Annotated in this window: 10 protein-coding genes; all 10 read right to left on the bottom strand. The window is 69.5% G+C overall.

The annotated features are described in order from the left end of the window. Positions 1–106 precede the first annotated feature (106 nt). The 10 genes from BLP62_RS08585 to BLP62_RS14400 all read right to left on the bottom strand — a co-directional run bounded on the left by BLP62_RS08585 (position 107) and on the right by BLP62_RS14400 (position 11921). Positions 107–1120 (bottom strand): hypothetical protein, encoded by a 1014-nt coding sequence (locus BLP62_RS08585; RefSeq protein ID WP_241374221.1) that lies wholly within the window; start codon positions 1118–1120, stop codon positions 107–109. Next, a complete protein-coding gene (cas3g, locus tag BLP62_RS08580) occupies positions 1117–3882 on the bottom strand; it encodes a type I-G CRISPR-associated helicase/endonuclease Cas3g (protein ID WP_093007752.1) in 2766 nt (921 codons plus the stop codon). Before cas3g ends, BLP62_RS08585 begins: the two co-directional genes overlap by 4 nt. Next, positions 3869–5242 carry a type I-G CRISPR-associated protein Csb2 gene (gene csb2, locus BLP62_RS08575; protein ID WP_093007750.1) on the bottom strand — a complete coding sequence of 458 codons (1374 nt, stop codon included), beginning with the start codon at positions 5240–5242 and terminating at the stop codon, positions 3869–3871. Before csb2 ends, cas3g begins: the two co-directional genes overlap by 14 nt. Then, positions 5242–6339 (bottom strand): type I-G CRISPR-associated protein Cas7, encoded by a 1098-nt coding sequence (locus BLP62_RS08570; protein ID WP_093007748.1) that lies wholly within the window; start codon positions 6337–6339, stop codon positions 5242–5244. The genes csb2 and BLP62_RS08570 overlap by 1 nt, the downstream gene beginning before the upstream one ends. Before the next feature lie 234 nt (positions 6340–6573). Beyond that, positions 6574–6843 carry a hypothetical protein gene (locus BLP62_RS08565; RefSeq protein WP_093007746.1) on the bottom strand — a complete coding sequence of 90 codons (270 nt, stop codon included), beginning with the start codon at positions 6841–6843 and terminating at the stop codon, positions 6574–6576. Positions 6844–6890: 47 nt separating this feature from the next. After that, a complete protein-coding gene (locus BLP62_RS08560) occupies positions 6891–8342 on the bottom strand; it encodes a hypothetical protein (protein WP_093007744.1) in 1452 nt (483 codons plus the stop codon). A 46-nt stretch (positions 8343–8388) separates the two neighbouring features. After that, on the bottom strand, positions 8389–8595 hold the full coding sequence (locus BLP62_RS08555; RefSeq protein WP_241374223.1) for a CopG family transcriptional regulator: 207 nt from the start codon (positions 8593–8595) through the stop codon (positions 8389–8391). Between the two features lie 45 nt (positions 8596–8640). Further along, positions 8641–9231 carry a hypothetical protein gene (locus BLP62_RS08550; RefSeq protein ID WP_093007742.1) on the bottom strand — a complete coding sequence of 197 codons (591 nt, stop codon included), beginning with the start codon at positions 9229–9231 and terminating at the stop codon, positions 8641–8643. A 10-nt stretch (positions 9232–9241) separates the two neighbouring features. Then, complete coding sequence (locus BLP62_RS08545) at positions 9242–10255, bottom strand: hypothetical protein (RefSeq protein WP_093007740.1); 1014 nt, start codon at positions 10253–10255, stop codon at positions 9242–9244. A 76-nt stretch (positions 10256–10331) separates the two neighbouring features. Then, positions 10332–11921 carry an MBL fold metallo-hydrolase gene (locus tag BLP62_RS14400; RefSeq protein WP_093007738.1) on the bottom strand — a complete coding sequence of 530 codons (1590 nt, stop codon included), beginning with the start codon at positions 11919–11921 and terminating at the stop codon, positions 10332–10334. Between the last annotated feature and the right edge of the window lie 4 nt (positions 11922–11925).

Here is an 11925-nt window from a genome sequence, read left to right as displayed (position 1 = left end):
TGGAAGCCGGTTTTCAAGGTTCCCCGCGCGAACCTGGGTTGAGAGGGCTTCGCCGCGCGCCGTGATTATACCCCTTCCAACGCCAGTAAATCCCTTCCCCAAGGGCCTAACGCCCCCTGCGCGAACCCCCCGGGGTTTGGGCGCCCGCTTGGGGTCCGCGCAGGACGGGCCGGGCCTCCACGTAGACGGGGTAGGGGTCCTTCTGCCGCTTAGGGTGGCCCAGGCGGGGCGACCGCCAGAGGGCCACCTCCGGGGGCCAGGCCCTGGGGTCCTGGAGGGCCAGGGGGGCCTGCAGGAGGAGGGCGCGGAGGGCCTCCAGGGAGACGGGGTGGCCCGGAGTGGGGAGGAGGAGGCTCGGCTGGCCTTCGGGGTCGTGGACCCCCGCGGCCCGCACCCCGTCCGGGGCGGGGTAGAGGAGGAAGAGGGGGACCGCCTCCCAGGCCAGGAGGGTGGCCACGGGGTGGATGCGCACCTTCTCGTGGAAGGGAAGACCGCTGGGCTCGCGGGCCCCTTCCGCCCACTGGCGGTACTGGCTGGGGTGCCAGCCCACCAGACCAAACTCCAAGGGGGACCTGCGCCTCGAGGCCCTGCCCCTGACCCGAGCCCAGGCCCAAAGGACCTCCCCGGGGCCCAGGAGGACCCCGGAGAAAAGGACCCGCCGGAGCCCTTTGAGGAGGTGGGTCCTCCGGGCCGCCTCCCAGTTCTCCCGCAGGGTCTTGGTGAGGCGCTGCTGCCCCTTGGAAGTGTCCAGGGGGCTCGGGAACATCCCCCCTCCCGGCAACGGAAGGAGGAGGGCGGGCAGGAAGCGGCGGGCCCGGGGGTCCGCGGAGGCCAGGCGGCGCATCTCCTCCGGGGAAAGGTCCTCCAGCTTCTCCCGCTCCAGAAGCTCCGGGGGAAGGGGGGGCACGCGGCGCAGGCGCCGGGCCAGCCGGCAGAGGAGCTCCCTCTCCTCCACCCCCAAAAGCCCGGGAACGGGGCGGCTTTGGGGGTCGCGGAAGACCAGGCGCACCCCCTCCATCCCCTCCTCCTCCACCAAAAGCCGCAGGGCGCCGTAGGCCGCCAGGGCGGCCACGGGGAAGCCCTCGAGGCCCAACCCCTCGAGCCAAATCACCTCCTTCACGCCTCACCTCCCGAGGCCAGATAGTCCGCCAGGCGCAGGAGGGCTTCCCCGTAGGCCAGGCCCCAGGGCCCCATCTCCTTGAGAAGCCGGAGGAAGTTCTCCAGGTAGCCGCTTTCCAGCCGCTCCAGGCCGTGGGCGCTCTCCCCGTGGGAAGGCCCGGGCCAGGAGGCCCAGGGGGCCCATAGCGGCACGGGGAAGCCCGGCGCGTCGGGGGAAGGAGCGGGAAGGGGGCGCCCGCGCCCGTGGTGGGTGGCCACCAGGTGGGCCTCGAGGGGGTGGCTCCCCAGGAGGGGCCGCGCGGCCACGTGCTCGTGGCGCTGGCCCGGGGGGTAGCCCGCCTCCTTCCGCAGGCGCTCCAGCTCCTTCCGGGTGAGGCGGGTGCCGCTCTTGGCCAGGGGCCTAGAGGAGAGGTCCACCGCCTCCCCCGCGCTCATGAGGAACCAGAGCTGCATGCGGGGGTCCTGCTTGGCCAGGTCGTGCCAGAGGGCGCTCCGGCGGAGGGCGGCCCCGGCCCGGAGGTCCAGCCCCAGGCGCCGGGCGAAGTCCTCCACCGCCTCGGCCACCTTCCGGCTGTGGGCCTCGAGGGCCTCGGGCCCGCGGGAGCCGTAGAGGGGGTCTTCCTGGCGCAGGCGGAGGACGTACCCCCCGTAGCCCCACCCCTCCTCCCAGGGCCAGACCTCAAAGGCCCCTTCCAGAAAGGCCTGGACCAGGGGGCGCCACTCCGCGCGGAAGTCCGGGAGGCGTTCCTCCAGGAAGCGGCGCACCTCCTCCCGGGCCTCCCGGCGGCCCTCGGCCCCACGGAGGCGCTCCTTGAGCTCTTGGCCAAACCCCTCGGCCCCCTCGGGGTCCTCGAGGGCCTGGGCCAGGACCTTGGGGTGAAGCCGGAGAAAGCGGGGCCTCTCCTCCCCCCACTCCGCCACGTCGGGGACGGGCTCCCTCGCCTCCGGGTCCCAGTGCCCCTCGGAAAGCCCCCCAAACCCCGCGGGCACCAGGAGGACGTCCCCAGGGCGAAGCCTGGGGTCCCGGAGGGAGACCTCCTCCACCCCCTCCCCGTCAAAGCGGAAGGCCTTCCCCTCCCGGGGAGGGCCGGGCCTTAAAGCCTCCTCCTCCTGGCCCTCCAGGTCCGCGAGGTCCGCGGCCCCTCCCCGGAGCCAGGCCCGCACCGCGTAGAGGGGAAGGCGCACCCCCTCCTTGGGCCCGGGAGGGGCGGCCTCCAGGTAGGCCTCCACCTCCTCCGCCGTTTCGGGGAGGTCCGCCCGCCACACCACCTCCACCTCGGGGGCAGCGCGCTCCAAGCCGTGGAGGAAGGGGTCGGGGTCCAGGGGGACCAGAGGGTCGGTGTGGGCCAGGAGGGGGAGGAAGGCCTCAAAGAAGGGCATGGGGGGGCGGGGACGGCCGAAGGCCTCGGGGGGTGGGGGCTGGGCCCTCATGCGTTGCGCCAGGGCCTCGGGGGAGAGGTCCACCCCCCCTTCCGCCCCCAGGGCCGCAAGCCACGCCCAGGTGGCCCGGAGGGCCTCCGGGAGGTAGGGGCGGGCCTCCTTGGCCTCGGCCTCCCCCTCCCCCAGGACCACCACCTCGGCCCGCTCCCTCTGGCCCCGGCGGTTCACCCGCCCCAGGCGCTGCTTCAGTGCGGAAAGGTCGGCGAGCTCCGTCACCATGCCGGCGAAGTCCAGATCGGCCCCCACCTCCAGGGCCTGGGTGGCCACCACGAAGGCCACCTCTCCCCCGTCCAGGCGTTCCTGGAGAGCCCGCGTCCGGGCGAAGTTCCGGTCCCGCTCATGGGGGCGCATGCGGCCCGTGAGGAGGAGGACCTTCCCCGGAAAGGCCCTGCCGAGCTCCCGGTAGACCTCCAGGGCCCGCCCCACCCGGTTGGCCACCACGGCCACGGGGCCCCCCAGCTCCTCGCCGAGCCGCAGGGCGTGGGCCACCAGGTCCTTCCCCCGACTCCTCGAGGGGCTTTCCCGGAGCCACACCCGGCGGGAAGCGGCGAGGATCCGGCCCAGGCGGGGGTGGCGGGCGTCGGCCTCCCCCAGGCGGAAGACCCCTCCCCGCCCCAGGCCCTCCGGGGTGGCGGTGAGGGCCACCGCCCGCACCCCCGGGCGGCCCCAGGGCCCGGGAGACCCCGCCACGGCCTCCAGGGTGGCGAGGAAGGGCGCCTCCAGGTGGGCCTCGTCCAGGAGGTAGAGGGCGTCGGTCCCGAAGAGGGCCCCCTCCACGGGGAGGAGCCCCCGGGAAACCCCGTAGCCGCGGAAGAGGAGCCGACTTCCCGCCATGTCCACCGTGGCCAGGACCACCGCGGGCCGGGCGGGGTCCTGCAGGGTGGGCCTGGGCCGGGGCACCCCGCCCCGGAGCCGGACCACCTCCAGGGGTTGGCCGCCTCCAAGGGCGGCCAGCCTGCGGGCCGCCCGGACCAGAGGGGTGGCCTCCCCGGAGGGCCGCGCCAGGGCCTCCTCCAGCCTCTCCTGGAGCCCCAGGGCCACCTCGTAGGCCTGGTCCACCACCAGGCGGCGGTTCACCACGTAGACCACCCGGCGGTGGGCCTTGGGGTCCAGGGCCATGAGGAACAGGGCCACCACCAGGACCATGGTCTTCCCCGCCCCGGTGGGCACGGCCACCGCCTCGGGCCACCCTCCCTGGACCACCTGGCGCAGGAGGCCCTCCTGCCAGGGGTAGGGCTCGTGCCCCGTGGCCTCGAGGAAGAAGCCGGGGAAGTCCTCCAGGGTAAGGGGGTTTTCGGCAAAGGCCCGCTCAAGCGCCTCCATCCTCCACCTCCAAGGGGACGAAAAGCCCAAGGCCCAGGTACCGCCCCCGCCCCAGGAGAACGGGGCCGGAAACCGGCTCGGGGAAGAGCATCTCCGCGTGGGCCACGTAGCCCTCCACCCCCGGGGGCAGGCGGAAGTCCCGGCTTAGGGGCACCCCCTGGGGCCGGGGGTAGGGCAGGACCCGGGCCTCCTGGGGCTCCGGGAAGCCCGCGGACCGGGCGGAGAAGCGGAGGGCCGCGAGGACGTCGCCCCGCTTGGGGTAGCGGTCAAAGACCACGGGGGTCACGCTGGCGAAACGGCGGGCGGGGCGCCGCCAGCGCCCCTCCCGAAGGGCCCAGCGCCCGTCAGGGGGAAGGAGGCGCACCGCCAGGCCGTTCAGGCGGACCTCCCCCAGCCTGAGGAGGGCCTCGAGGAGGGCGAGCTCCGCGGCCCTCCCTGCCTCCCAGGGCAGGAGGAAGGCCAGGCCCAGGACGCGGCCGTCCCCGTAGCGGTGGCCCACGTTGGGGAGGGGAACCAGGGCCAGGTGGGGGGCCCTCAGGGGACCGCCTTCCTCCCCGTGCCCGGTGAGCTCCGGCGGCGCCCCCGGGGGCAGGAGGCTCAGGAGGGCCCTCCGGGCGGCGTGGGCGAACAGGGGGGCCCACTCCAGGGGCAAGGGAGGGTCCAGGGCCAAGACCCGCCAGGCGCCCCAGGGGGAGGGGACCCGGGCCTCCCCTGGGGCCTCGGGCTCCCGGTAGGGCACCCAGCGGTGGGGAAGCTCCCGCACCCGGGCCTGGAACCGCTCCTCAGCAAGGCGGAGGAAACCCGGCGGGGCGACCCGCATCCAGAGGTCCCCCGCCTCGGCGGGCACCAGGAGCCGGGGCTCCTGGCCAGCCTCCTCCCGGTAGGCCCCGAGGGGGTCCTCCACCAGCCGGGCCTCCACCCACACCAGGTTGCGGCTCGTGCCCAGATAGTTGATCCTTCCCGCTAGGCCCCTCAGGGTGGGGAGCCAGGCCTGGGCCTCCTCCTCCCGGCCCTCGAGGGGGTAGGCGTAGGCGAGGAGTTTTCCGGGGAGGGGAAGGACGTGGTGCAGGAGGGGCACCTTTTCCCGGCGGTCGGGAGGCTGGGGCAGGTCGTGGGGAGGGACGTAGGCCACCCGGGTCCGCCAGTCCCCCTCCGGAGCCCTAGGGGCCAGGACCCGGGGCGGAGGCAGGGTTTCCAGCCACTCCAAGGCCTCCGTGGCCTCCTGGGACTTTCCCTCCAGGGCCCAGGACCGCACCAGTCCCCCCCGCAGGCGCACCTCGTGGGGGGGAAACTCCCGGCCCCGGGGGCCCTTGCCCCGGTGGGCGTCCACGGCGTACCGGACGAGGAAGGCCAGGTACACTACCCCTCCTTCTCCCGCTTAGCCTTGGCCCTCTCGGCCTTGCCCAAGAGGGCGTTTCTGTAGAGCTGGTTCAGGGTCTCGTTGGCCTGCAGGACGACCGGCTCCCCGGACCAGCGCAACTCCTCGGGGAGCTCCCCCAGGAGCCAGTCCAGCTCCTCCCTCAGGGGCTCCACCTCCAGGCACACCTCCTCCCCGGAAGGGAGGGCCCGGACCGTGAGGCAGCCGTTCCCCTCGGGCACCAGGTCGGCCCCCGAGCGCAGCCTGTACCCCTCCTTGTGCTGCAGGGCAAGCCCCAGGAGGGCGAGGGCGAGGAGGACCTCCTGGGCCTTCTGGGGCAGACGCAGGTTCCTGAAGCCCACCAGGGAGACCGCCCCCACCAGGACCGCCCCCTTGACCGCCACGTCCATGGGGCTCGCCGTGGGAGGGATGCGGCCCAGGCCCGCCTCGGAAAGCCTACCCCTCTTTCCTTGCTCCTTCAGGGCCTGGGACATGGCCTCGGGCAGGGGAAGCTCCCCCGGGACGCCGAGAGGGTCCAACCTGGAGCTCGTGCGGTGAGCCTCCCGAGGCTCCAGGCCCAGGATCTCCAGGGCCACCAGCCTGGGCCACTTGGGGGCCACCTCCGGGGGGATGTCCCCGTAGGAGAGCCAACCCCCGTAGACCAGGGTGAGGGGGGAGTGGCGGAAGAGGGTCCGTTCCGCCTCCTCCCCTCCCCGGGCGATGGCCTGGAAGAGGGGGGTCTGGTAAAAGGGCACCCCGCCGAAAGTGGCCTCCCGGAAAATGGCGTCCAGGATGCGGCCCGGGGCCTCGTACTGGGAGACGCGGCGCCCATCAAAAAGCTCCACCTGAACGTCGGGCAGGGGGAGGTGGCGGTAAAGGAGCGCCTCCTGGCGGTTGGCCTGGCTCTCCACCGAGTCCAGCAGGGCGGTCTCCACCGGCTCTCCCCCTATGTACCGGGTCTGGACGAGGGGAACAAAGGGGCCTCCGTCCACCGAGTAGACGGGGGGGCGGACCAGACCGCTGGGGTTGGCCACCCGCAGGGGAACCTGGACCTCGAGGGCCATCTGGGACGGCAATAGGCGCGCTGCTGTTGCCTTCATGGAGGAGAGGATACCTCGGGGCTAAGGTTTTGTCAACCTTCTTTTTCTTGCCCACTGCCCGAACTCCCGGGCGAACCCCCTCCGTCACCCCACCAAAAAAACGCCCGGGCCTCACGGATCCCTAAATTTCAGGGGTTTTAGGGGCTTTTTTAGAGGGTTTGGGCAACAAAAACCTGCAACGCGGCCGAGAGGCCCAGGCAGTCTCCATACTACCGTCCCGAAGCCCGCAGCCGTCTACCCCACCCCTCGGGAAGGTCCCGACCACAGGTCAAACAAGGGGGCAGGCCCCCAGAACGTCCCTACCGGGGCTTCCCATAAGGCCTCGGCCCCGGGCGCCCGGCCGTTCTCCTTGAGGACCCGCTCCAAATCCTCGGGGAAGCGCTCCGGAGCCTTGAGAACCACCTCAAGCCGAACGCTCTCGGCCTCTTCCCGGACCTCGAGGCCGCCGTGGGGGTAGAACCCTTGGGGGCTTTTGGTGGCTACTCCACAAGCCGTTTCCCTCACGGAAAAGCATCATGCCGGCGATGAACGAGCGGGGCCTCTTTTGGAACCTAGCCTCTCCGGGGCTGACCCGTTGGGCCTCCGCTTGGCTTGGCCAAAGAAAGGCCAGTTCTAAACTCCCTAGACACCTCAGCGTCCATGGTAGCGAAGGATGGGAGTTGGCTAGCAACCCTCTTTATGTTATCAACCTGTAAAGAATCTTCGTGGAGTGATTCAATAGAAGCCGCCACCAGGCTAGCCTGAATTCTCTTCACAGGGAAGGACTTGGACTCAAGGGCCATGCTCCCAGAGTGGAACACCCGGTCTATGGGCACAAAAACAGGGATAGCCAACCTCCCTACCTTAGTGGCATCAAACCCCAAACGAGCAAAAGTCTTAATGATGAAGTCAAAATACAACCTCGTAACTTGTCTGGAGAACGAGCTAAGAGAGTTGCCAGAAGGAAGTGAGGGGGTGACGGAGGGTATGTAAATGCCCTCGGGGTTCTTGGCGGTATTGGATAATATTTCTCTAACCACCAGACCCACAGAGGCACCAGCTAGAAGGACCTCTATTTTCATAAGCTCCTTCTCCAGGACCAGGGCGAGGAGAAGTCTATACTTGTTTGACCTGGGGTTTCTACTTTCCCGAATCATAGAGGCAAAGAAGTGTCCACCATGCCCCAGAGAGGCCATAAAGACGGTGTACGCCAGGGCGTGGACGAAGTGGATGAAGAGCAAGGGGCTAGCCCCGCTATCAAGCCGTTTATCCAGAACAGAGAGGGCGGCCTCCGCCAACTGGTTTACCGAAGAGCCGACCACAGAAGGGAACCTCTGGAGGAGAGTGTAGTTAAAGCTAGAAAGCTTGCTCAAAAGCCTGTCCACCTCATCCCCCTCGTCCGAGGAGCCCTCGCTTTCGTTCAGGTTAAGGTCTAGCAAATCCTTGTGAAAGACTTGAGAGGTGAGGAGGTACCTCCTATTCCCGGTGGAGAATGGCCTAACGAGGGAGGAGAGCCTAGAGAGGTAGGTCCTACGAACGGAGGTTGGCAGGGTGAGTTCGTAAGTTTCGTGGACTATGTTTGTATCCCCAACCTCGGTGGTGAGCCTAGAGCGAGCGCTATTGAGGACCTTTCTAATAACGGTGGGACGCAAGAACGAGAGGTGCCTCCACATCGTCCCCTCGTTCTCAAGGAAGGGGAAGGCCAGACGGTACTTGCACCGCTCCTCCCTAGAGAGGCTAAGGAACTCGTCTAGCTCCTCGTCCCTGAACTCGGGAGGGTTCTCCTCCTGGGCTACCCCGTCTTGGAAGTCCATGGCGTGTATGGACTCCCTTGAAAAGAACAGGTTTAGCAAGGTCCTGAACGAGTTGCCAAACCAGAAGTACCTTAGGTACTCGGTCCTCTCGGACTCGCTATTGAAGCGCTTTGCGTCAAAAGCCTTGTAGTAGACATCCAGGAACTTTTCGTTTTCCAGTAGCTTGATGAAAAAGTGGGTAAGGGTAGATTGAGCCAGAGGAGTAAGCATTCTAACTTTATCTTACGCCAGGTCGCCCCGGGCCTCCTCCGTGGGATCACCATTCCTCGCGGATGAGAGCGTTGTGCTCCCGGGCGGAGAGCCCGGCCCTTTCCACCAGGCCCGCCGCTTCCAGGAGGGCCTCAGGGCGCTTGAGGAGCTCCCGCACCAGAGCGGAGAGGCTGAGGCCGCGGCGGGCCTTGCGGTAGGTCTCCACCTCCTGGGCCAGGTGGTGGGGAAGGCAACGGTCACCCGCATACCACACGCTGTCATACCGCACCGCCCCGTCTGGGGCTTGGGGAAGCCGGGTTTACCTAAACCAGGCCTTTACCCGGAGGGGCCAGACCACCGTGACCCCCTCCTCCGGGGAGAGGGCCACGTGGATCCGAAGGGTGAGCAGGGTAGTTTCCCCTATTCTCCGCCTCTCCTCCACAAATGCCCCCCGGAAGTCCAAGGGAGGGAAGTCACGGGGGAAGGCAAAGTAGCATGTCGTCAGTGTTCCCCCTCCGGGAATAGGTATGCACGTCACTATGACCCCAGCCTTCCAGCATTCCGCCTGCCCCGCAGGCTCGAGGCCCTCGGGAAAGGCATCCATCCCCTTCCACCGGATCCTCTCCCCGTCCCAGTGTCCCAGCTCCTGGTGCTGCAGGGTGACCTCGAGGCCCAGGTAACCGGCCCGCCTCGCCTGGTCGCCAGCCAGGTAGCCCAGGGAGAGGCGCCAGGCCCGCACCTCCCCTGAAAGGGAGACCAAAAAGGCCGGCGGCCCCCAGGGCTCTGTGGAGGGCCACAGGGCGAGCTCCCCGCTCCCGGCGAAGTCCAAGACAAGCTCCTCCCGGCGCCCAAAGCACTTGAGGAGCCAGGCGAGGGCCTCCGCTACCTTCTCGGCCTCCTTCCTGTTCACGTGCCCTCCTTTAGGCCCCCAAGGCTTCTTCCAGGAGGCCTTTGGCAAAGGCCCTCCAGGGCCGGGCCACCTCGGGGCGCCGCCAAAGCCCCAGCCGCTTCGCCTCCCGCCAGGCGAGGAGGTTCCACTCTCCTAGGTCCATGGGAAGCGGCGGGAAGAGGGAGGGCAGGAAGGGGTCCGGAAAGCCGCGCCGCAGACTCCAGCGGAGGTAGTCCTCCCAGAACTCGCGGAAGAAGGGGTTCCAAAGGACCTCGTAGTAGGGAAAGGGGCGAAGGGCAGCGGCCGCATACCCCCGGTACTCGGGCGGTTGTTCCCGGATGAGCCGGGCCACCCAGGCGGCCTCCTTCCCCTGGAACCGCCTCCAGGCCACCAGGTTGGCCAGGCTCTCCTCCACCACCCGGCCCCAGCTCTCCCTGTAAGGGTCGGGGTAAGGGTCCGCGGTGTCCATCAGGGCGTGGCCCAGCTCGTGGTAATAAACCTTGTCCTGGACCAGGGCAACGCGCACGCCTCTCTTCGCCGCCCACCCCACCACCCGCTCCGGGCAGAGGAAGATGGCGGGGCCCTCGTGGTCCAGGAAGGCCTCCTCCGCCCCCTCCGTGCGGGCCTTCTCCTCCCCCAGGCGCAAGACCTCCTCCCTGAAGGCCTTGCCCCGCGCTCCCATGGCGGACCCGCTCAGGTAAAGCCCCACGGCCACCACGTCCTTCACCCTATTCCAGTTCCAGAGGTCCTCCCCCCACCGGTCCAGGTCCTCCAGGGGGGCGAAGGGGTCCTCGTCGTCCCGAGGCTCGCGCTCCCTCAGCTCCCGGAGGCGCCGCCGGAGGGGTTCTTCGGGGAAGAAGCGGCGGCGCTCCGGAGGGTAGAGGAGGTCCATCTGGGCCTCGTTCACCAGGTAGACAGGGATGCGGATGGCCAGGTTCATCATGGGGGCGTCCATGCGCCTGTAGAGCTCCTCGCGGGCGAAGTCCAGCTTTTTGCCCTCGGGGGAGCCCAGGTTGTGGACCGTGATGGGGATGTCCCTTCCCACGCTTCACCTCCTCAGGACCAGGATGGGGCCAACCCTCGCCAGACGGAAGACGGGTTTCGCAAAAAGTGGATTGCCTTCATGGAAGCAAGACCTCCCCCTCGTAGACCTCCCGCCACCGCTCGGGCCGCTCCGTGTGGATGGGCAGGAGGTAGCGGGGCCGCAGGCGCTCCGCCACCTCCCGGAGGTCCGCCTCGGGAGCGTGGCCGGAGGTGTGGAAGGGGTTTTTCACCCCCTGGGGGTCCTGAGGAAGTTCGGCCAAACCCTCCGGGAGGAGGCGGAAGTCCAGGGCCTCCAGCCACCGGAGGAGGACCTTGAGGTCCAGGATCTGCTCCTGGTCGGCCCAGTAGGAGTTGCTGAAGATGTAGGCCCCCCGCCTTGGGACCCTCCCCGCCTTCCTCTCCAGAAGCCGCAGGTCCAGGAGGCGGTTCACCTCGTAGAAGCCCAGAGCCAGGAGGTAGGCCCCCAGGTCCTGCGCCACCTCCTCCGGGGAGATCCCCTGGACCGGGGCTTCGTCCCAGAGGGCCCGCTCCCAGCCCGAGGTCCGGTTCTTGCCCTCCCTCAGGACCAAGACCTCCCGGAGGACGGCCTCCCAGGGATGGGGTTCCGCCTCCGCCAACCCCCAGAGGAGGTAGGCGTCCTTGGCGGTGACCACGAGCCTCCGTCCCACCTCCCAGGCCACCTCCAGGGTGGAGAGGAGCCTTTCCAGGTTGCGGGGGGCGAAGTCCACCACCACCGGGGCCCCCTCCCACCGAGCCACCTCGGCGTGGAGGGCCTGCTTCACCTCCTCCTCCGTGCGGGCCCGCCCCGGCTCCCCAAGCCGCGTCCCCTCCACCAGGAGGAGGAAGACCTCCCCCCCCTCCAGGGCCCGGAGGAAGGCCTCCGTCTTGGCCCCCCAGCGGCCGTGGCGCCGCAGGTCCCCCGTGTAGACCACAAGCCCCTCGGGGGTCTCCACGACGAAGGCCGCGGCCCCGGGGACGGAGTGGTCCACGGGAAGGGCCTCCACCCGGAAGGGCCCCAGGGCGAGGGGGGAGGAAGCCTCCTCCCAGGGGTGGCCCTCCAGGGTCTTCTGGACGGCGGGGGAGCGGTGGGGAAAGGCCTGGAGGCGCCCAAGAAGGCGGTAGGGCCGGCGGAGGTAGCGCTTGCGGTCCCCTTCCAGGAGCCCCGTGTCCTCCTTGGGGAGCCTGGGGCTGAGGTAGGCCGCCTCCCCGTCCACGCCCGCCTGGGCGGTGTCCTGCATGGCCTTGACGATGGCGGCGGTGGCCGCGGTGGTCACCACGGGAAGGTCCTGCCGCAGGTAGCCCACGGACCCGGTGTGGTCCAGGTGGGCGTGGGAGAGGAGGAGGGCCAGAACCTTCCCCCCGTCCAGGGGAAGCCCCCCCAGCAGCTCCCGCTCCAGCTCCGTGGGCAGGAGGGTGTCCCCCGTCCCGTCCCGGTAGAGGCCGGGGACGGGGGGCAGAAGCCGGAGGAAGAGGAGGTCCCGAAGCCCAAGGCCCGAGGTGCGGGGGGAGAGGAACTCCGTGAAGTAGGCCCCCCAGCGGCCAAAGGGCCGGCCGAAGTCCAGGAGGAGCCCTCCCTCCGCCGTGTACAGGAGAACCTGGTTTCCCCCGATCTCCCCCAGGCCCCCGAAGAGCCAGACGGAGAGCCTGCCCAGGTCCACCCGGCGCATCCTC

It is taken from the genome of Thermus arciformis (assembly GCF_900102145.1).
Classification (GTDB): domain Bacteria; phylum Deinococcota; class Deinococci; order Deinococcales; family Thermaceae; genus Thermus; species Thermus arciformis.
This window is presented reverse-complemented; position numbering and strand designations above follow the sequence as displayed.

What these genes read in the sequence shown, in the direction of transcription:
- BLP62_RS08560 (WP_093007744.1), bottom strand. Translation starts at nt 8,342, where the DNA reads ATGCTTACTCCTCTGGCTCAATCTACCCTTACCCACTTTTTCATCAAG.
- BLP62_RS14400 (WP_093007738.1), bottom strand. Translation starts at nt 11,921, where the DNA reads ATGCGCCGGGTGGACCTGGGCAGGCTCTCCGTCTGGCTCTTCGGGGGC.
- cas3g (WP_093007752.1), bottom strand. Translation starts at nt 3,882, where the DNA reads ATGGAGGCGCTTGAGCGGGCCTTTGCCGAAAACCCCCTTACCCTGGAG.
- BLP62_RS08570 (WP_093007748.1), bottom strand. Translation starts at nt 6,339, where the DNA reads ATGAAGGCAACAGCAGCGCGCCTATTGCCGTCCCAGATGGCCCTCGAG.